Raw genomic sequence first — 20309 nt, forward strand, 5'->3', positions numbered from 1 at the left:
ATCGTCTCAGGCCAGATCGGCGCGGTCGGCGTTCATCACGTTGGCCCAGGCCGCGACGAAGTCGTCGACGAATTTCCGGGCATTGTCGTCCTGGGCATAGACCTCGGCATAGGCGCGCAGCACCGAGTTCGAGCCGAAGACCAGATCGACGCGGCTGGCGGTCCACTTCACCGCGCCGGTCTTGCGGTCGCGGATCTCGTAGAGCCCGTTCGCCGTCGGCACCCAGGCGTAGGCCATGTCGGTCAGGTTGACGAAGAAGTCGCTGGTCAGCGCGCCGACCCGGTCGGTGAACACGCCGTGCTTCGTGCCGCCATGGTTGGTGCCGAGCACGCGCATGCCGCCGAGCAGCACCGTCATCTCCGCCGCCGTCAGGCCCAGCAGCTGGGCCCGGTCGAGCAGCATCTCCTCGCCGGTGACGACATAGGCTTCCTTCTGCCAGTTGCGGAAGCCGTCGGCGAGCGGCTCCAGCACCGCGAAGGAAGCCACATCGGTCTGCGCGTCGCTGGCATCGCCACGGCCGGGCGCGAAGGGCACGGTCACGTCGAAGCCGGCGGCCTTCGCCGCCTTCTCGACCCCGACATTGCCGGCGAGCACGATGACGTCGGCAACGCTCGCGCCGGTCGCAGCCGCGATCGGCTCCAGCACAGCGAGAACCTTCGCCAGGCGCGCCGGCTCATTGCCGGCCCAGTCCTTCTGCGGGGCGAGACGGATGCGGGCGCCATTGCTGCCGCCGCGCTTGTCCGAGCCGCGGAAGGTGCGGGCGCTGTCCCAGGCGGTCGAGACCAGATCGGCCACCGAGAGGCCGCTCTCGGCGATCTTCGCCTTGACGGCAGCAACGTCGTAGCCGACGCGGCCGGCCGGGACCGGGTCCTGCCAGATCAGTTCCTCGGCTGGCACGTCCGGGCCGAAATAACGCGAGGCCGGGCCGAGATCGCGATGGGTCAGCTTGAACCAGGCGCGGGCGAAGGCATCCGAGAACGCCTCGAAATCGTTGAGGAAGCGCTCCGAGATCGCCCGGTAGGCCGGGTCGACCTTCAGGGCCATGTCGGCATCGGTCATCATCGGGTTGTGGCGGATCGCGGCGTCCTCGACGTCGACCGGCTTGTCCGCATCGGCGATCGAGACCGGCTCGTACTGCCAGGCGCCGGCCGGCGACTTGCGCAGCTCCCAGTCATGGCCGAGCAGCATCTCGAAGAAGCCGTTGTCCCAGCGCGTCGGATGGGTGGTCCAGGCGCCCTCGATGCCGCTGACGACCTGGTCGCGACCGATGCCGCGCCCCTTGCGGTTCATCCAGCCGAGGCCCTGGTCCTCGAGCGAGCCGCTTTCCGGCGCCGGGCTGAGATTGGCCGCATCGCCATTGCCATGGCTCTTGCCGATGGTGTGGCCGCCGGCGGTCAGCGCTACCGTCTCCTCGTCGTTCATTGCCATGCGCGCGAAGGTCTCGCGCATCATCGCGGCGGTCTTGAGCGGGTCGGGCTTGCCGTTCACGCCTTCCGGATTGACGTAGATCAGGCCCATCTGGACGGCGGCGAGCGGGTTCGCCAGCGTCTTGGCATTGGCGAGATCGCCATAGCGGTTGTCGCTCGGCGCCAGCCACTCCTTCTCCTCGCCCCAGTAGATGTCCTTCTCGGGGTGCCAGATGTCCTCGCGGCCGAAGGCGAAGCCGAAGGTCTTCAGGCCGGCGACCTCATAGGCGATCGTGCCGGCGAGCGCGATCAGATCGGCCCAGCTGACGCGGTTTCCGTATTTCTTCTTGATCGGCCAGAGCAGGCGGCGTGGCTTGTCGGTATTGGCGTTGTCCGGCCAGGAGTTCAGCGGGGCGAAGCGCTGATTGCCGGTGCCGGCGCCGCCGCGGCCGTCGGAGATTCGATAGGTGCCGGCGGCATGCCAGGTCATGCGCGCCATGGTGCCGACATAGCTGCCCCAGTCGGCCGGCCACCAGTCCTGGCTGTCGGTCATCAGCGCGCGCAGGTCGTTCTTCAGCGCCGCGACGTCGAGCTTCTTCAGCTCCTCGCGGTAGTTGAAGTCCTTGCCCAGCGGGTTGGTCTTGCTGTCCTGCTGGTGGAGGATGTCGAGGTTCAGCGCGTTCGGCCACCAGCTGGTGACGGAGCCGCCGGTCTGGGTCATCCCGCCATGCATGACCGGGCACTTGCCGGCCGTCTTCACGTCACCACCGTCCATGACATCCCCCTTCGGAGCCTGCTGAATTGGATCTTTCCGGAAGGCGATCGCCGCCTCACGCCGGAACACGGCTACGTCCCGCATCCGCCCTCGCAGATACCGCGCCGTTCCATTCGAATGGTTCTAGGGAAAAGCGACCATAATGAGAACTTGAATTTTCAAATCACTACGATAATTTTTTCAAATGATATCGATCAAGCATCTGCGCTATTTCGCGGCCTTGGCGCAGCACCGCCATTTCGGCCGCGCGGCGGATGCCTGCGCCATCAGCCAGCCGGCGCTGTCGCTGCAGGTCAAGGATCTGGAGGCGCTGCTCGGCGCGCAGCTGGTCGAGCGCGATCGCCGGCAGATCCGGCTGACCAGCCTCGGCGAGGCCTTTGCCGGGCGGGCGCAGCAGATCCTGCGTTCGGTCGACGAACTGGCCGATCTGGCCCGGGCTTCGAGCCCGTCGCTCGGCGGGCGATTGCGCATCGGCATGATCCCGACGGTCGCGCCCTATCTGCTGCCGGCAGTGATCCGGCGCCTGACGGAGCGATTTCCCGCCGTCGACCTGCGTCCGCGCGAGGCGGTGACCGGCAAGCTGACCGAGGACCTCATCACCGGCGGCCTCGATGTCGCGGTGATGGCCCTGCCCGTCTCCGAGCCGTCGCTTCAGGATCATCCGCTGTTCGAGGAGGAGTTCGTCCTGGTGCGCGCCCTGGCCGACCGCGGCAAGCCGCCGCCGGGCGTCGAGAGCCTGCGCGCGATGCGCCTGCTGCTCCTGGAGGAGGGCCATTGCTTCCGCGATCAGGCGCTGGCCTTCTGCAGGATGACGCCCGGCCTGTCGCAGGACCCGATGGAAGGCAGCTCGCTGGCGACGCTGGTGCGCATGGTCGGCGCCGGCATGGGCGTGACGCTGATCCCGGAGATGGCGGTAGCCGCAGAAACATCCGCCGTGGAGGTCAGCATCGCCCGGCTGGCGGAGCCGCGGCCGGCGCGCAGCATCGGCCTGGTCTGGCGCAAGACGAATCCCCTGGCCGAGCATTTCATGCAGGTCGGCGAGATCGTCCGTCAGGAACACGACATCCTGCGGCAAGGATGCGTGCTGTCCCCGATCTGACGAACAGCTCCGATCGAGGTCGAAAAAAAGCGGCCCGTCACCGGGCCGCCGATCCGTTGCGAGTACTCTGCGTCCCGATTACCAGCCGCGGTGACGACGATAATGGGGGCGCGGGCCGTAGCCGGGACGCGGGCCGTAGCCATAACCCGGGCCATAGCCACGACGGGGACCATAGCCATAGCCGCCGCCTCGCCCGTGACGCTGCTGCCGCATCGACTCGCGCATAATCATGTGCCGCCGTTCGGCGGCGGCCGACCAGGTGTATTCTGCGTTCTGCTTGTCCAATCGCTGCGCCATCGACGCGGGCAGCTGTTCCGAAGCCATCGCCGGGGCGGCCAGCGAAACGCCAAGGCCCAGGGCAGCAAGTACGAGGAATTTGCGCATATGTTTTCTCCTTGATCCGATCGTATTAAACGCGCCAACGCCTCAACGGTTCATGAACCGCGTTGTTGGCTTACGTTCATCACGCACCGATTGCCGCCCTATTATCAGGCTCCGGCTTTCCGCAACGCCATTCGAAGGCCGAGTTTCGCAAGGGTGCGACACGGTTTCAATGCCGAGGAATGGAAGGGCGGTGATGCGCTCAACGTGCATGGCGCGGCCGGTACACAGGTCCGCAAAGCGCTTGCGCCCGCCAATTCGGCCATTCTAGGATCGGTGCATTGGGATTGCAGCGACGCGACCTTAAGCGTCCTTTCCATCTCCTCGACAGAGGGCTCACGGCATGAAGCGTCGGACATTTCTGGGTGTCGCTGCGGGTGCTGCGGTCTCCGCGATTGCAAAGCCGGCTCTCGCGCAGCCGACGAAACTGCTGAAATTCATTCCGGAATCGGACGTCGCGATCGTCGACCCGGTCTGGACGACGGCGACCGTGACGCGCAATCACGGCTACCTCGTCTTCGATACGCTTTACGGCCAGAACGCCGCCTACGGTTTCGAGCCGCAGATGGTGGCCGGTCATACGGTCGAGGACGATGGCAAGCTCTGGCGGCTGACGCTGCGCGAGGGCTTGCGCTTCCATGATGGCGAACCGGTCCGCGCGCAGGACGTCGTGCCGAGCATTCGCCGTTTCTCGGCACGCGACGCCTTCGGCCGCGCCCTGATGGATGCGACCGACGAGCTCTCGGCCGAATCCGATCGCGTCGTGAAGTTCCGGCTCAAGCGGCCTTTCCCGCTGCTGCCGGCGGCGCTCGGCAAGACGGGAACCTCGATGCCCTGCATCATGCCCGAGCGCTTCGCCATCACCGACCCCAACAAACAGGTCACCGAGATGATCGGCAGCGGGCCGTTCCGCTTCAGGGCCGATGAGCGCGTCCCGGGTGCGCTGACCGTCTATGAGCGGTTTGCCGATTATGTTCCGCGCGCCGATGGCTCCGCCACCTTCACCGCGGGCCCGAAGCAGGCGCATTTCGAGCGAATCGAATGGCACATCATCCCCGATCCGCAAACGGCCGCGAATGCGCTCAGCAACGGCGAGATCGACTGGTGGCAGAACCCGACGCCCGATCTCCAGGCTGCGCTGAAAGGCAAACCGGGCCTCAAGCTGGAGGGTCTTGACCCGGCCGGCGGCATCGGCTGCCTGCGCTTCAACGCGCTGCACCCGCCCTTCGACAATCCGGCGATCCGGCGGGCGCTGCTCGGCGCCATCGACCAGAGCGAGTGCATGACGGCGGTTGCCGGGGACGAGCGCTCGCTCTGGAAGGATCATGTCGGCGTCTTCAGCCCGGACACGCCAATGGCGACGACGGCCGGGACCGAGGTGCTGGTCGGCAAGCGCGATTTCGCCGCCGTCAAACGCGCCCTGGCGGAGGCCGGCTACAAGGGCGAGCGCGTCGTGCTGCTCGATCCGACCGACTACCCCTCGACCCATGCGCTCGCGGCCGTGGCGGCCGATGCCCTGCAGAAATCCGGCATGAACGTCGAGCTGGTCTCGACCGACTGGGGCACGGTCGTCCAGCGCCGCGCCAGCCGGCAGCCGGTCGACAAGGGTGGCTGGAGCATCTTCCTCACCTATCTGAACGGCACCAATAATTTCGATCCCGCCAGCCAGCTCGGCATCCGCGGCAATGGCGACAAGGCCTGGTTCGGCTGGCCTACATCGCCGCGCCTCGAAGAGCTCAGGCTCGACTGGTTCGCCGCCAAGGATGTCGCGGCCCAGAAGGCGATCTGTGCCGAGATCCAGAAGCAGTTCTTCATCGACGTGCCCTATATCCCGCTCGGCGCCTACTACGAAAAGACGGCCTATCGCGGGATCACCGGCATGCGTATCGGTTTCGCCCAGTTCTACGACGTCAGGCCGCTGTGACACATTCCAAGCTTCGGATCGCCGTTCTTCAGTTCGCTCATGAGACGGTGACGTTCCTTCCCAACGACACGACGCGGGAGGATTTCATCTATCCGGGATCTCCGGCCTCCGGCGAGGACCTGCTTGCCACCGATCCCAAAGGCTACATGGGCGGCTTCGTGCAGGTCATCAGCGAGTTCGAGGATGTCGAGCTGATCGGCATCACCTCGCCGCTCTGGCCGCGGACCGGAACGGGCTCGGGCTGGGTGACCGAGGACGCCTACGAGCATTTCCTCGGCATCATGATCGCGGAGCTAAAGGCGCAGCCGCAATTCGACGGCGTCTATCTCGCGCTCCATGGCGCGCTCGCCGTGCGCGGGGTGCCGAAGCCGGAAGCCGACATCGCCCGGCGCGTCCGCGAGGTGGTGGGCAAGAGCGCCTTCATCACCGCGACCTTCGACCCGCACGGCAACGAGGACGAAGCCTTCCTCGAACAGGCCGATATGGCGTTCTGCGTGAAATACTTCCCGCATTACGACATGCATCTGCAAGGCGAGCGCGCGGCGCGCATGCTGGTCCGCTCGATCCGCGGCAGCTTCAAGCCTGTGCATCGGACCCTGCGCATCCCGATCATCGCGCCGACGGTGGTGATGTGGACCGGCGCCTCGCCCTGGTCCGACCTCATCCAGCGTGCGCTGATCTGGGAGGCACGCGAGCCCGATGTCTTCGTCAACGTGTTCTTCGGCTTTCCCTGGTCCGACGTCCCCGATGCCGGCATGTCGCTGCAGGTGCTGACAAACAACGACCCCGGCCTCGCCGAGCGCGTCCTGCGCGACATGGCGGATTGGATCTGGCGCCGGCGCCAGGCGCTGCTAGATACCGTCAAGATCTACAAGGCGAAGGAGGCTGTCGCTCTGGCCCGCGAGGCTGTCGCCGGCGGCAAGGGGCCCGTCGTGCTCGCCGACTACAGCGATCGCTCAGGCTACGCCACCTGGCTCCTTCAGGAGATCGTGGCGCAAAAGCTGGAGCGCACCCTGATCGCCACGATCGCCTCACCCGAGGCGGTTCGATCCGTGATCGCGTCCGGCGCGAAGCCGGGCGACGCCTTCGATGCGGAGATCGGCGGCCTCTTCGACGAATCGGCCGGTGCGCCCGTCCGCATCTCCGGCACGCTGCGATCCGTGGGCCCGGCAACGAATGCGCGCGGCAATGGCAAGGACTGGATCTGCGTCGAATTCGGCAAGGGCAATGTGCTGGTGCTCAGCCTCTATCTCGTCCAGATCGTCGAGCCTGCGGAGCTCTGGCAGCTCGGGCTTGAACCCCGGGATTTCGATGTGATCGCGATCAAGTCGCGCGTGCATTTCCGCCGGGGCTTCGACGATAGCGGCTTTGCGCCCACCATCCTCCTGGTCGAGCCGCCCGAGCCCTTCATGGGCACGGTGCATCTCGACGCACTCGCCTACAAGCATCTCACGCTGGCAGACTACTATCCCTATGGCAGCCCGTGCTTTTCGGCGGGAGGCTGACGCGTCAGGCCGCTGGCTGACGACGCAGTCCAACTCGAACCGGTCTGGGCACATGATGACGAGGATGAGGAGCGTGATCATGGCTGATCGAGCTCCTGTCCTGCGCGTCAGGAGATCTTTGGCGCAGGCGGTGACGCTTTCGCTCGTGCGGCGCGACATCGATAGGTGTCATCCGGCGCCACCGAATGACCCTGCCATGTTGTTCAACTCCAGCGACTTGCAATGCCGATCAGCTTCGAGACCCTGCGCCGATTCACACACATGCCCGCGAACTCGCGCGCTGGGGCATTGAGACCACGATCGTCGTTCCCGGCGCCTTCGCGAAAGGCACCAATCATACCATCGGCCCTCATGATTGACTGATATGAGCCCAATTCCGCATCCCGATGGATGTGATGGTTTTTGGCTCGTCGATCACGCGGTTCCAGGCGTCGCAGGCCGCATCGAGGATATCGGCATAGGTGTCGAAGACGCGATTGGAGAGCCAATTGGCGCGCAGATGCTGCCAGACATTCTCGACCGGGTTGAGCTCCGGAGCGCGCGAGGACAGGAAGATCAGGGAGACGTTCCTAGGTACGGCAAGCTTGCCGGTGGTGTGCCATCCAGCACGGTCGAGCAGCAGGCCAGCATGAGCGCTCTTGGCCACCGTCCTGGCGATCTCTCTGAGATGGGCTTGCATGACGTGGGTGTCTGCGAAGGGCGTGGCCAGCGCCGCGCCGACGCCGCGGGCCGGGCAAATCGCCCCGAAGAGATGGGCGCTTTCATAGCGCTGGTCGGCAGGCTGGCGCGGCTTGGTTCCGCGCTTGGCCCATCGCCGGACAAGGCCATTCTTCTGGCCGATGCGGGCCTCGTCCTGAAACCAGAGCTCGATTCGCTTGCGTCTGGAGACGTGGGCGAGATGGGCTTTCAGCGTCGCCGCGAAGTTTTTTTGAACGCCTCGATCACGCACTCATCCTGGGCTGGGTGGTGCGGGCGGGCGGGCGCTGATGTGGGAGAAGGCGATCTACTTTAGCAGCTTGGCGATCATGCGCTCGTGATAATCGACGCCGAAGTGCTCCTCGATCACCCGCTTCAGATCGATGAGGCGCCAGCGTACCACGCCATCGACGGCGCGGTCGGGGCCGTTCTCGACGAGGGTCGCCAAGGCGGCGAGTTGATCAGCCGAAAGCCGAGGCGGATGGCCCTTCGAGCGGATATCCTTCTGCCCCTCGGGCCGTGCTCGTTGAACCGATGGACCCAGTCACGTAGCGTCTGGCGGTCCCTCCTGCCGATCCGTGCGGCCTGCTCCCGATCCATGCCGTCGAGAACAGCGGCCAACGACAAAAGTCGGCGATTTTGGTTGGCGTGTCTGGAGCCGGCCCACCGCAGCAGGCATGGCGCGAATCCTCCCGCGTCCATGGAATCAGCGAAACCGACCCTCGAAAAGCCATCGTGAGTCAGCCTCAGCAGCCGCTGGTATGATGAGCACGAACGCGGACGGCCGTTTCCTTCGCAAGGAAGGTATGCGACGCTCGGTTGAAAAGGGAGCGGTGGCGCGGATCGTGGTCCTTCATCCTGGCAAAGCACAGCGGCGCGCTGGTGAGGCCGCGCCTTCATTCGTCACCCAGGAGGTGGCCTTCCCGGCCAAGATGCGCGAGGAACGGTCGGCAAAGTCGAGCGGGAGCGGGGCCCGTGACGCGCTCCGCAGTGCTGAAGCGTCTTAGCTGGAAGCAGGGAGGCTACCCCGGCCGGTAACATCAGCGGGTGGGCCCTCGCGGCCTATAATTCCGGAACTCGGCTTGTCGGCTACGATGCTCTTCTTCGCGCAACCTAGCTTCTTCAGCCAGACGAACGATGTTAGCGCGCATGATGTGCTGCGACAGCGCATCCACGCCATATGCGGCCCACGCTGGCCGGGCTTCCAGGATATTGCGCAGCCGGTCGACCCAAGCGAGATCCCTGCGCCCGAGCTCCTGCAATTCGACCTGTCGGAGCCGATGCTCAGCCTCGATTGCGGCATGAGCGCGAAATTCCCTGCTCTCGCGCACGTCAGCTCCAGCGGCAACGATCCGGCGCGCCTCAACGTCTGCCACTGCGGCCCTCAGTCTACGTTCGAGCAACTGAATTTGCTCGTCAGCGGCAATGCCCCTGCCGGTGATCCACGCAATTGGTCCGCTAGGCCGCGTCGCCTTCGCTGCCTCCAAAGTAGCCCGCGCGGCCGCCTCCCTGCCTTCAGCTTTTATCAGCGCCCCACGCGCGACAACGGCCCGATCAGAGGCATCGACGAGACTGGACGGCACCTCAATCACCGAGACCGCGTCGGCGATCCGGGCGCGCGCCGCAGCTGCTCGCCGATCGAGCTCACCCATCGCAACCGCATATTCCGTACTCGCTTGCGCGTGTATCCGCGCGGTAGCGCCCCGAAGATCATGGGCCGACGGTGGAAGATCTGCCCGCGCTAGATCGATGACTGCTGTTCGAGCACGTCGAGCCGAGCGTCGATGCGGAGCAGCATCTCGCATTGGTATAAGAGGATTTTCAATACGTCGTCCAGCGGCGTAAGAACTGGTCTCTCGCCCAGCTCCTGGCGGCAGTCCGGCAGAAACGTTTCCGACAAGAACTGGGCTAGGTCGCTCTTGCGGCTCGCGATGCACCCCATCTGTTTGGTTTGGGCCAAGATCGTCTCGGCCTACGCGCGGATCGGAGACTCTTGCTAGCTCATACGGCTTCTTCATGAAAGCCGAGACCTCGGCCTGTGTTACCTTCGCGAGGCGGTCGAGCGCCCCGACGAATTCGCCGTTGCGCTTGACGATCCACACCCCCGTTTTGTCACCCGCAAGCACCGATAAGCCCTGCTCCAACAGGGACGCGCACATTGCCTGAGGCCCGTCGCTTCGCGCCCATGCCTCGCGCACGACCTCGCGCGTCTCTCGGAAGTCGACACCTTTTCTTTCCAATACCCTGCGCTGATCCGGGGTGACAGTGCCGCGCGGCAGCTCCGGCTGAGGCCCAAGGCCGGCGGCTAGCCATGCAGCTACTTCAGGTCGGAACTTCTCGAAATACCGGAGGGAGCTGCGATAGTGGCGCCCGAGCGTTCGCATCTCGCCAAGCTCGAATTCCGCGAGCCTGCAGGCTGTCTCGACATTGATCTTGTCTAGCCCCGCCCGCATCACGGTCCGGTCCGGCCCCACCCGAGCCACTACTAGGTGAAGATGCGTGCCGCCGGTGCCAGCGACTCGCGGCTTATCATGCAGCACCCGGGCACAGCCGTGATCAGCCATGCCAAGGTGCCGCAGCACAATATCGCCTGCACGATGCACATCCTCGTCGCTCATCTGTATGGACGGACTGATGCTGATGTGAAAAAAGGCAGCATCGGCGTTGGTACTATCCCGCATCGACTGCATGTCCCGCAGCGCACCCGGAAAGTCTCCAACAAGCATGTTATCGACACGCACTTCGATCCGCTCGTTCATCTCCGTCTTCAGGAGATGAGAGACGAGGTTGCGGGCGTCACGTGCATTTCGACCGTGCGAGACAACGTTCCCGATCATCCGGAAGATCCGGCAACGGTCAGTACAGCCTCATGGAGCGCGCGGATTTCGGCCTGCAGCGCATTGAGAGCACCAGCATCCACGCGCCCGCCCTGACTGGCGTGTTTCGCAAGCTGGTTAAGATCATTGCCGAGCCTATTTGCCTCGCCCGTCCAGTTACCAACCTGGATTCGCAGACCATCGCGCTTCCGACGCCGAGGAGACACCGGGGCACTAGCCCTCGCCAGTATCGCCTCGCGAGCGAAAGTCGACGGCCCGAGCCCGACAGACGTCGCCGCATCGAGCACAAGCTTGTGCTCGATTGGCGTCAGACGCAGCCCTATGGTTTTCGTAGTTTTACGGCTCTCGGATGCCATGGATCGTAAACGCCTCCGGCGGGGTTCCAATGGGGCGGCAGCCCCCTGGCCAGACGATGCGGTGTAACCGCGCCCTGCTGGCTATCTTCGGATAGCCTCCCAGGATGCATAGAAGAAGCGACCCTGCCTGAGAGCAGCTCAAGCGCCGTTCATCGCAGAGACGAGCACCCATCGATGGACTTTGAAGTGCCGACCAGGAGAAGCTTTCCGACAGCCGCGCGGCTCAATCTTTACGAATGAGCCTAGTAGCCTTGGTAGCCTTGCCAATCCCATAAGACCGTCCAGGTATCGGCGAGCAGCACATCAACGACGCCCGGAACCTCGTCGTATCGTGTACACGTCATGACCACTTGGACTGCCGAGCTGACGATCATCAATAATGAAGCTGGCGCGTCGGCACGAGCTAGCGCGCAGCTGTTCGACCATTGGGATCTGAGTGCTCGGCAGGCCTGTGAGATCATGGCGGCATCTCAAGACGGTCCTGGTCACGCTGGAAGTCAGGTCATCTCGGACGGATCAGCGATGATCTAGCGGCGAGGTTGGGAATGCTCGTCGGCATCCCCGCCGACCTTCGCACGATGTTCACTGATAAGCAGCGTGGCTACGCGTGGGTTTCGCGGCCCAATGATTTCTACGACGACCGCTGGCCCGCTGACGTCATGGCCAATGGGTCCATGTTCGTGCTGGCTCGCATATACGAGTACGTGGCCACAGAGGCTGCCAGATGAGCCTCATTGGTGTTCAGCACCGATGAATGGCATGCAGTGCTCCCGCTGTGCAGGCGCAGAGCACGCGCATTGCACGTCAGGTCGGGATGTTGACCTGTCGCCGGACGCAGCCTCGACGATGTCGCGCTCGCGGCTTCCGCGTCCAGCGCCTCCGCTGCGATCCGGCTAGCCACCGGCGTTATGCCGTCGAAGTTCTCGTTCGAAGGTAAGCGCCTCGTCGAGACCCTACGGATTTGGGGTTGAGGTTTTCCGCCTATCGTAGGATCAAGGACGAGCTCGTGCGCCGCGGCGTACCGGCGGCGGAAGCCTATATGCAGGATTACAAAAAGTCCGAGGCGAAGCAGCGGCTGTTCGCGGACGTGCGTGCCGGCAGGGTTCGCGTCCTCATCGGCTCTTCCCAGACCATGGGCTCCGGCGTCAATGCCCAGCTCCGCTTGAAGGCGCTGCATCACCTCGATATGCCATGGCTGCCCTCGCATATAGAGCAGCGCGAAGGTCGCATCGTCCGCCAAGGCAATCAGCATACGCAAGTCGATATCTACTCATATGCGACGGAAGGTTCGCTCGATGCGACCATGCGGCAGAAAAGCGAGCGCAACGCCCGTTTCCATCGCCGCCGCGCTCTCAGGCTATACCTCGATCCGCAGGCTAGAGGATCTCGGCGAAGAACAGGCCAACTAGTTCGCCATGGTCAAAGCGATCGCCAGTGACGATCAGCGGCTCATGGAGAAGGCTGATCTCGAAGCCGATATCGCCCGGCTTGAGCGGCTTCGCACCGCACACCGCGACGACCTGTTCGCCGTGCGCCGGCACGTCCGCGATGCCGAGCGTAACATAGAGATCGCGACCCGGCGGATCGACGAAGTCGGCCGCGATATCGCGCGCCGCGTTCCGACCGCCGGCGATGAATTCGCGATGCGCGTTACCGACACCACCTATGTTCAGCGCAAGGAGGGAGGCCGCGCCCTGATGAAGGAGATCCTGACGCTCGTGCAGCTCCAGCAGGAGAGGCAGGTCGTGATTGCCTCGATCGGCGGCTTCGATCTCGAATATGAAGACCAGCGCTTCGGTAAGGAGGGCTATCGCTACACGACCCAGCTCATGCGCACCCCGCCGACCACGAGATCAACCTTCCGATGACCGTCACACCACGCGGCGCGTCTTCCGTCTCGAACATGCCCTCGAAGACTTCAAGGGTGAGCGCGAACGCTATCGCCAGCGCCTGGGCGATGCCCGCCGCAGGCTCGGCTCGTACCGGACGTGCGGGGAGGGCGAATTCGCCTCTGCGGAGGAACTCGCCGAAAAGCATCGGCAACTCACAGAGGTGGATGCCGCACTGTCGAAGGATATCGATGGCATTCAAATGTCGGGGGCTATCGCCGTTTGAGCCACCGGCCCGGCCGGCTGCGCCGTCGCGCAGTTGGTCCTTTTCATGCCGATAGGAAGGTCCGCGCCGCAGCTATCGCGGCAGGCGACCTTCGTCGTCGATCAACGTAAGCCGGCAGGGCGCCGCATCGCTCCAGTCCCAAAGAACGAGGTTCACATCGTCTCGGGTCGCGCCGGGCGCGAAGCTCCTTACCAGAAACCCGTGATAGCCAGCCACAGCGAGCCTCCCGGCGAAGGCTTGCGTCTTCGCCTCTCCGGCAGCCTTCATCTGATCGCGCCAGGTCGGGTCGGCGAGGCGGGCATCGTCCATGCCCTCGGATCGCAGTGCGATATCGTCCCGCGTGTCGAAGAGTTTCCCGAATTCCGCGCCATAGAAGACGAGCGTCGTTGGATGGAGCGAGCCTGCTTGATTGGCCTCGCGCAGGGCGGTCACGACCGACAACGACGTGTAGAGCGCCGGCGTCCCTCTTCGGTTGAACCGGCCTCCGTGGAGCTCCGCGCCGCGTCCCGACATCGGTTCGCGCGCATAGATCGGGTTGAGCGCCCGGTAGAGCGTCCCTCGAAACTCCATCGGCGAGATCAGGCGTGAATGCCGGCGTCGACCGCGTCGATAAAGTCGAGGACCTCGTCGGCGCGGCCGTCGCGGACGACCTGCATCGCCGTGAAGCCCGAGAAACCAGGCAGCGGTTCGGACCGATACCAGGCATAAGCCATCAGGGCTGAGCCGAACCGCGGCTCGACCTTGTTGACGATCTCGGTCATTTCCCGGAGACGCCGCTGTGTCTTGTCCGAGCGAATGCGATCCTTCCGCTGGATCGCGTCCTTCCCGAGGCCGGCCGTCCGGGCGATCTCTTCGCTCGTGGTGCGCAGGGCGCTGGCGATCTTGCGCGGAGAGAACAGTCCGCCATCGGCATATTGGGCAAGGCCCATCTCGGACAGGCTGGTGACGCTGGCGCTCAATCGCATCGCTCGCGGTCCCAGCCCGTCGTCACGTGCAGCCCCGCCCGCCCGCTTGTGCGGCCGGGCGGGGCTGCTCGGCCGCAGTTGCACCGGCCTGCCCGGTCCGCGGGCCGGAGGGGCTTCGGGAAGACGACGGAAAAGGACCGGCAAAGGCCTGCGTCCGCAACTCCTTGAAGGAACAACACCATGCGTCTCACGAAAGTCCGTCCGCGCGCGCTGAAGGACAATCCCAACCGTGCTCGCCAGACGAAATCCAGCCCGCACGCAGATGTGCTGCTGCCGACGATCAAGGCAGTCGGCGTCGTCCAGTCCTCTATCGTCACGCCGGAAACGGACGGCGGCGAGGCCTACATCATCGATAGCGGCCACCCCTGCGTGAAGCAGGCCATTGCGCCGGCCTGGAAGAGATCGACGTCATCGTCGTCGAGCCCGCGAACGACAATGGCGGCATGCGCTCGATGGTCGAGAACCACGCGCGAGAGAGCCTGAACCGCTCGCAGCACCGGCGCAAGATGGTCGCTCGTGACATCGGGGCCAGCACGAGTCGCCCACCACGATTTCGACCGGCGCGCTGCGCGCAGCCTCAAAGCGCGTGAAGCTCAGCGGCGGGTCGCATTCGGCTGCGGGGGCGAACGCCCCGCTGTCCAGTGCCTGCCGCCGCCAGCCGAACAACTGCGACGGCGCCATCCCGGCTCGTCGAGCGATCGTCGAAACATTCGCCCCGGCTGTGTAGGTCTCCGCGACAAGCCGCACCTTTGCCTCAACCGACCAGCCCCGCCGTCCCCAAAACGGCCGAATCTCCAAGGCATCGATCACATGACAATTTCTGTCATCAGGCATCGGCGTAGATATAGAAATTTTCATCAGCAGATCCTTCGTCTCCAAACAGCGTGAAGAATCTCAGATCAGCGCCAGAACCGCTACGCGGTGGCCCTTGGCGCTTACCCCACACCTTGCAAACGTCGTCTCGAACGAAACCTCCGAAGCCATTCTGCCCGCGAGAATCGAAGTGCTGGCAGGCGCGCATGGAGAGCGAGTCGAGTTCTGGGTAGCGCGACATCGGAATGTCGTCGTACCCACAACGAGGTCGCACTGGAGTTCGACTAGACGGCGCGTCCAAGTATCGTTGAGATGAAGGTGATGTGCGAGCCGAAGAGAGCAGGCCTGCATTGGATTGGTTAAACGCTCAGTTTATCGATGAAGATCGTGCCGAGCCCTCAGAGATCCAGCAGGAGATCTGGGATTGCTGGAAGGCAGAACGCCGCGCGAACAAGCCCGCCGGGGCAGCCTAAACCTCGAAGATAAAGCGCGGGTCCCAGAGTACGTTGTCCCGCACCCCGTCGCGCTCGTAGCCAGCCGGATTGGCGAGGATCCGGGTCCGACCGACGTGGTAGTCGTGGTGGTGGTGGTCGTGACCATGGACCCAGACGTCCGGCTGGTACTGCTCGATCAGCTCTGAGAGATCTGAGCAGAAGGCAGGCGATAACGGGTCGCCACGGTAGATCGCCGGCACCGAGTTCAGATGCGGACCGTGGTGGGTGACGATAACCGTCGGTCCGTCGAATGGCTTAGACAACTCCGACTCGATGAACGCCCGGTCGAATCGATGCAGCCGCTGCGTGTCGTTAGGGCTAAGATAATTGATCCGATTACCCTCGGTGATGCTGATCGCGAGGTAGTCATTCATGCCCCGGTGAGCGCGGTCCTTGCTGGCCTCGGGCGTGCCGAGGAGGCCAAAATCAGTCCATAGCGTTGCGCCGATGAAGCGAACGCCGTCGATGACGACAGAGCCAGGATCGAGGAGATCGACCCCAAGGTCCTTGGCCGCCTGCTGACCGTGCTGGCGCGATAGGTGGACCTCGTGGCCGTAGAATTCGTGATTGCCGTTCACTAGGATCGCTGGCTTGGCGCGGAGCTTGGTGACCTGGTTGAGAGAAATCCACTGGATCGAATGCCGGATCGGCTCCCATAAGTCCCCGGCGAAAACCGCAACGTCGAATTCCGGCAGGTCGTCAGGAATCTCGAAGCCAGCGAGTTCCAGATGCAAATCGCTCATCAGCAGAATGCGCACGTCATCTCCTAGTGGCGCAAGGCCAGCTTCTCTCGACTGCGTAGGATGCCAGCCACCAGGCGCTGCAGTGACCGGAGCGAACCGTTGGTCCACCTCGAACGGATGACGGCTGTCTCCGCCTCGTCGAACGGCTCGATCCACTCGTGTCGCAGTCCGCGTGACTGGGCTGCGCGCCTCAGCATGGTTGGCAAGATGTCGGGCAGATGTTCACGACGCGGCGCCGGGATCTCGAACACGCGGAAGCGGTCCAGGAGCACCTGTGGAATGGCCGCGATCGAGTTGGCTGTGGCGAGGAAGCTCACGTGGCCGAGGTCGATCTCGATCATCGCAGCGGGGTCCATGAAGCGAGCAGCCGACGCGGGGTCAACGAATGGCAGCAACGCATCCCAGAACCGGCCATTAAGCGTTCCCGTCCCGGCCTTATCGAGTTCGTCAATCAGAAAAATCGGGTTAGCGTGGCCGAAGCGAGCGATCGCCTGGAAAGGATGACAAGGTTCAGCTGACGACCATCGACGAGCGGTGCCAGCGATTGCCGACGATGCCTCGGTCGTCGCCGAGGCGATCCAGACGCCAACTCCAAGGAGCTCACCGAGTCGCCTCACCAGCTCGGATTTGCCGCCGCCGGGCGGGCCCACGAGCAAGATGGGCGATAGGCGAGCGCTGGTTCGCCCGGCCAGATCAGCGACGATCAGCCTGATCGCCTCGGCCGCCCAAGGTGTCTCTCCCAGAAGCACCGCCTGAACGGCCGCCAGGTCAGGCGACTCGATCAAAGGCACCGGGACGCCAATCACCTTCTTGATTGCCTTGAAATAGGGCTGGTCACGGCCGGTATCGACCTCGCCCTTGCCAATGATCACGCCAGATGTAGGTTTGGACGGCGTGTCATCAATCCAAAGCTCGGCGGCGTGATCTGCAAGGCCACCGTTCTTGCGGAGATCGCTTAGCAGTACCTCGCGCTCGGCCTTCGCTAGCTCGTCGGTGATGACTCCCCCTGTGACCTCGCACGAGGTGATGAATTCGCGATTGAACACGCTCAGCCGCATCCAATGCGCAATTAACATTGCGCCGACTGTGATTGTGATGGCCCTGGCGATAGCGCGGGGATCCGTGGTCTTCGGCCCGCCGAGCTTCCAGGAATTCACCAGCGAGCCCGTGAGCCGCTGCTGATGCGTCCGATGGAGCTCCAGCCCAGAGATGCTGAGCGCAAGCACGGTGTCAGCGAATTCTCGCAGGAGTGGATGGCCTGCTCGGCCAGCCTCGACATCGAGCTGATCAGCGAGTGAGATACCGGCCTGATCTGCCTCGGCCTCGATCCAGCTCTGGCATGCTGTGGAGAGGTGCGGCACCTCAGCGAGTATTTCAGCCACGAGTTCACGCTTAGTGTCAGGCCGCAGCTTCTCCATTAGGACGTACCGCCAGAGGGTAACGCGTCGCAGGTCGGGCGCTGAGGCATCACCCTCGTCGTCCTCCTCCGGCGGCAGATCATCATCGCTGAATCGCATGCTGACAGTTGCTGCAATCGTTGACATCAACGCAAGCAAATTCAGCGTAGAACGTCACAATAAATTTCCAATGTCCGTTATCGCGGACTTTGTGATGCGCTGAAAACCGTAACAGCTGTAATGGTCACGCGTGACACATCTGCATTCGCCACAGCGTCAAAAACCAAATTTCTCGATCCACGGAATATCTTGTAATTGTTATTCAACTTCGATTATTTGAAAGCCTAATTCAATTACCAGGCCGGCATCGCGTTTTGGCGGATCCTCGAATCGTCCTTTGCAAGGATTAAGAACCGGATCTACCGAAAAGCCCTTGATGGCCGTATTTAGCGTTGTTGTTATCCTCAGCAGGGAGCACATTCAAATCATCCAGATAAATTGCGAGGCGGCTCGCACCCGCTTCGTGAAATGAGACAGGTATAGCGTTCGACATGGAAGCGGCGCCGCGCTTCGAGGGAATGCTTCCTGTGCTTTCCGGTCGCGGCCCCGCGGGCTTCGGCGCGCGTGAACGTGCGCGTCCCGATCATCATCGACGTTATGATCGACGGCTCCCGCAACGCGCTCGCCGTGGCGCTCGCCTGCGCCTGTGCAGGCATCGTGATCGGCATCGTGGCCCTGACCGGGGCGGGCATCGTCTTCACTCAGGCCGTGATCGGCCTGTCGCAGAACTATCTGCTGCTGGCCCTTATCCTGACCGGTGTCGCCGGCATCGTGCTCGGCATGGGGATGCCGACCACACCGGCCTATATCGTGATGACCTCTCTGCTTGTGCCGGCCCTGATCAAGCTCGGCGTCATGATGCCGGCGGCGCAAATGTTCGCCTTCTACTTTGCCATCCTGTCGGCGATCACACCGCCGGTCGCGCTCGCGGTCTATGCCGCGGCCAGGCTGGCGAAGGCCGATCTCTGGACTAGCGGCTGGGCGGCGGTGAAGATCGGCGCAACGGGCTTCATCGTGCCCTTCATGTTCGTTTACGAGCCCGCGCTGCTGATGATCGGTGACTGGCCGACGATCATCTGGCGCTTCGTCTGTTCCTGCCTGGGGATCGGGCTGGTCGCAGCCGGTCTGCATGGCTATCTGCTGCGGCGCTGCGCTTCCTGGGAACGCGTGCTTCTCGTCGGCGCGGCCTTCTGCCTGGTGAAGCCGGACTGGCTAACGGATTTACTCGGGCTTGGGTTGGCCGCGGCGATGTTCGCGTTCCAATGGCCGCAGCGCGACCGCCCGCTGCCGACGCGGAGTGTCGGGCCGGTCACGGCGGGGGGCCGTGCAGCCGGACGTGGTGAAGTCGGCCTGCGCTCCCGGTCGGGCTCGGCCCCGCGGCCCGAGACATCGTTCGGATCGCTCGATCAAGTTCCGAGGTCTCGGAACGCAGCGGAGAGTGAATATCCATCACGAAGCGCTGATCCATCAGATGCTGAACCCGATACGACAGCACTTCATCGACCTTTGCGCTGCAGCGGGCATTTGGACGCCTCCGGCCGGCCGCCCGCTCTGGGACGCCTATGAGACAGACTGGCAGATATGATCGAGACTGTGAACGCCGGCCTGACGACACTGGCCAGGTCTCGCGGCAGTACCTTGGCTTGCAGGGACAGGAAATCGACCGCATCGCGGCGAAGGAAACCGAGAACGCGACATCCTCGAGGCCGCGTCTGGCGACAGTGTCAACATTCTAACGTGAGGCGCAGAGCGCGTGCACTGCACCTGCACCGCGCGCGCACAGCCCGCCACCCATCGGTATTGAGCGCCAATGGGATCAGGCTGCGACCTCTGTTGTCACGTATTTGTAGACACGGGCGAGCGCGAACATCGATCCATCAGCCATGACCTCGGCAGGCGAACGGCCGCCGTAGATGGCGTTGGGCCTTGATACCCAAGCGTACCCGCGCTCCTTGTCGGTGAAGATCACGCGCAGGGCGGCGTGGATGCCGACAAGCATCCCCAGCCGATCTGCCAGGTCCCGGCTGATCCGGCCAAATTGACCAGCCTTCCACCGTGACCAAGTTCGCTGCGAAATCCCACCCAAGATTTCGCAGGCCTGGGCGTCGCTCAGTCGCCAGCGAGCGACCACATGGACGACGGCCCGAGCGGCCGCTGCCGCCTCGTCACTGGTAATCAACGGAGGCATACCGCAACTCAGGTTTCTCGCTAGCCTGTATACTATAATTCGCAGTCCGAGTTTCGGGATAATCCCTTCACACCGGGACATCCGAATGCCGCCGCCAAAGCCCTCAACCGGAGATATGCGCCAAACTAGGCGGTCTGCAGCTATCGTCGTGTGCGAAGGCATTAGCACCTCTGACGCCGATCTGAACGAGCTCGAATTCGTTCTCGCAACCGAGACGCCGGGCCTGACCTATCGAGGCAATCAGCTGGTCGACGAGGTGCGGTCGATGGCTGGCCTCGCGAACTTCACTGAAGCGCCCAACTGGCCGCTTCTCCGAGACCATGACTGCAATACGGAGAGCGTCGTCGGTCATGTTATCTCGGCGCGAATCGAGGGCGATCAGCTCGTCTGCCGCCCGTCTCTCCCGTCGAAAGACGTCTAGGACATCGCTCTCGATATTCGCAACGGGATCTCGCCGACTTCTCAGTCGGCCTGTTCTTTACCCCCAATCGAGAAACCGCCGTCCAGCGGTATGATGCACCAAGAATTACAGCCTAGGCGAGATGGTACCGGTAG

16 protein-coding genes and 3 pseudogenes are annotated in these 20309 nt (G+C 63.7%); 7 read left to right on the forward strand and 12 right to left on the reverse strand.

What is annotated here, in order from left to right; all coding sequences use genetic code 11:
- Positions 1 to 6: 6 nt before the first annotated feature.
- The gene (katG, locus tag ASE61_RS16000; RefSeq protein WP_061968532.1) at positions 7 to 2181 is read right to left on the reverse strand and encodes a catalase/peroxidase HPI; all 2175 of its coding nucleotides are present in this window, start codon (positions 2179 to 2181) and stop codon (positions 7 to 9) included.
- A gap of 184 nt (positions 2182 to 2365) precedes the next feature.
- Between katG and ASE61_RS16005 the strand changes: the two genes are divergently transcribed.
- Positions 2366 to 3280, forward strand: a complete 915-nt coding sequence (locus ASE61_RS16005) for a hydrogen peroxide-inducible genes activator (RefSeq protein ID WP_061968534.1) — start codon at positions 2366 to 2368, stop codon at positions 3278 to 3280.
- A gap of 78 nt (positions 3281 to 3358) precedes the next feature.
- Here the strand turns inward: ASE61_RS16005 and ASE61_RS16010 are convergent, their stop codons facing one another.
- The gene (locus ASE61_RS16010; RefSeq protein WP_061968536.1) at positions 3359 to 3664 is read right to left on the reverse strand and encodes a hypothetical protein; all 306 of its coding nucleotides are present in this window, start codon (positions 3662 to 3664) and stop codon (positions 3359 to 3361) included.
- A 340-nt stretch (positions 3665 to 4004) separates the two neighbouring features.
- Here ASE61_RS16010 and ASE61_RS16015 point away from each other — a divergent pair, with 340 nt between their 5' ends.
- Both ASE61_RS16015 and ASE61_RS16020 read left to right on the forward strand, forming a co-directional pair.
- On the forward strand, positions 4005 to 5585 hold the full coding sequence (locus tag ASE61_RS16015; RefSeq protein ID WP_061968538.1) for an ABC transporter substrate-binding protein: 1581 nt from the start codon (positions 4005 to 4007) through the stop codon (positions 5583 to 5585).
- Positions 5582 to 7090 (forward strand): M81 family metallopeptidase, encoded by a 1509-nt coding sequence (locus tag ASE61_RS16020; RefSeq protein ID WP_061968540.1) that lies wholly within the window; start codon positions 5582 to 5584, stop codon positions 7088 to 7090. Before ASE61_RS16015 ends, ASE61_RS16020 begins: the two co-directional genes overlap by 4 nt.
- A gap of 349 nt (positions 7091 to 7439) precedes the next feature.
- Here ASE61_RS16020 and ASE61_RS27195 read toward each other — a convergent pair.
- The 3 genes and pseudogenes from ASE61_RS27195 to ASE61_RS27590 all read right to left on the reverse strand — a co-directional run bounded on the left by ASE61_RS27195 (position 7440) and on the right by ASE61_RS27590 (position 10979).
- Positions 7440 to 8488: pseudogene (locus ASE61_RS27195) on the reverse strand (IS630 family transposase).
- Positions 8489 to 8826: 338 nt separating this feature from the next.
- Positions 8827 to 10545 (reverse strand): relaxase/mobilization nuclease domain-containing protein, encoded by a 1719-nt coding sequence (locus ASE61_RS26540; protein ID WP_156407122.1) that lies wholly within the window; start codon positions 10543 to 10545, stop codon positions 8827 to 8829.
- A 74-nt stretch (positions 10546 to 10619) separates the two neighbouring features.
- Positions 10620 to 10979, reverse strand: coding sequence for a plasmid mobilization protein (locus tag ASE61_RS27590; RefSeq protein ID WP_156407123.1), 360 nt, complete (start codon positions 10977 to 10979; stop codon positions 10620 to 10622).
- A 545-nt stretch (positions 10980 to 11524) separates the two neighbouring features.
- Here ASE61_RS27590 and ASE61_RS16055 point away from each other — a divergent pair.
- Both ASE61_RS16055 and ASE61_RS26020 read left to right on the forward strand, forming a co-directional pair.
- Positions 11525 to 11707 (forward strand): hypothetical protein, encoded by a 183-nt coding sequence (locus ASE61_RS16055; protein ID WP_061968549.1) that lies wholly within the window; start codon positions 11525 to 11527, stop codon positions 11705 to 11707.
- 245 nt (positions 11708 to 11952) lie between these two features.
- Positions 11953 to 13094 (forward strand): annotated as a pseudogene (locus ASE61_RS26020) (helicase-related protein); the annotation flags it as partial.
- Positions 13095 to 13166: 72 nt separating this feature from the next.
- Here the strand turns inward: ASE61_RS26020 and ASE61_RS16075 are convergent.
- A complete protein-coding gene (locus ASE61_RS16075; protein ID WP_061968556.1) occupies positions 13167 to 13664 on the reverse strand; it encodes an RES family NAD+ phosphorylase in 498 nt (165 codons plus the stop codon).
- An 8-nt stretch (positions 13665 to 13672) separates the two neighbouring features.
- The gene (locus ASE61_RS16080; RefSeq protein ID WP_061968557.1) at positions 13673 to 14023 is read right to left on the reverse strand and encodes an antitoxin Xre/MbcA/ParS toxin-binding domain-containing protein; all 351 of its coding nucleotides are present in this window, start codon (positions 14021 to 14023) and stop codon (positions 13673 to 13675) included.
- Positions 14024 to 14239: 216 nt separating this feature from the next.
- Between ASE61_RS16080 and ASE61_RS26830 the strand changes: the two are divergent.
- A pseudogene (locus ASE61_RS26830) lies at positions 14240 to 14544 on the forward strand (ParB N-terminal domain-containing protein); the annotation flags it as partial.
- Here the strand turns inward: ASE61_RS26830 and ASE61_RS26025 are convergent.
- From ASE61_RS26025 to ASE61_RS16090, 4 genes are all read right to left on the reverse strand, one after another.
- Positions 14468 to 14917, reverse strand: a complete 450-nt coding sequence (locus ASE61_RS26025) for a transposase (protein WP_156407124.1) — start codon at positions 14915 to 14917, stop codon at positions 14468 to 14470. The pseudogene ASE61_RS26830 and the gene ASE61_RS26025 overlap by 77 nt on opposite strands.
- Positions 14886 to 15113 (reverse strand): hypothetical protein, encoded by a 228-nt coding sequence (locus ASE61_RS26835; RefSeq protein ID WP_162260104.1) that lies wholly within the window; start codon positions 15111 to 15113, stop codon positions 14886 to 14888. The genes ASE61_RS26025 and ASE61_RS26835 overlap by 32 nt, the downstream gene beginning before the upstream one ends.
- A gap of 228 nt (positions 15114 to 15341) precedes the next feature.
- A complete protein-coding gene (locus ASE61_RS16085; protein WP_061968559.1) occupies positions 15342 to 16124 on the reverse strand; it encodes a metallophosphoesterase in 783 nt (260 codons plus the stop codon).
- 8 nt (positions 16125 to 16132) lie between these two features.
- Positions 16133 to 17626 (reverse strand): AAA family ATPase, encoded by a 1494-nt coding sequence (locus ASE61_RS16090; protein ID WP_061968561.1) that lies wholly within the window; start codon positions 17624 to 17626, stop codon positions 16133 to 16135.
- Positions 17627 to 18130: 504 nt separating this feature from the next.
- Here ASE61_RS16090 and ASE61_RS16095 point away from each other — a divergent pair.
- Complete coding sequence (locus ASE61_RS16095; RefSeq protein ID WP_244492878.1) at positions 18131 to 19132, forward strand: DUF3394 domain-containing protein; 1002 nt, start codon at positions 18131 to 18133, stop codon at positions 19130 to 19132.
- A 250-nt stretch (positions 19133 to 19382) separates the two neighbouring features.
- Here the strand turns inward: ASE61_RS16095 and ASE61_RS16100 are convergent, their stop codons facing one another.
- A complete protein-coding gene (locus ASE61_RS16100) occupies positions 19383 to 19754 on the reverse strand; it encodes an antitoxin Xre-like helix-turn-helix domain-containing protein (RefSeq protein ID WP_061968564.1) in 372 nt (123 codons plus the stop codon).
- Positions 19755 to 20309 lie beyond the last annotated feature (555 nt).

The organism is Allobosea sp. Root670 (assembly GCF_001429415.1).
Classification (GTDB): domain Bacteria; phylum Pseudomonadota; class Alphaproteobacteria; order Rhizobiales; family Beijerinckiaceae; genus Allobosea; species Allobosea robiniae.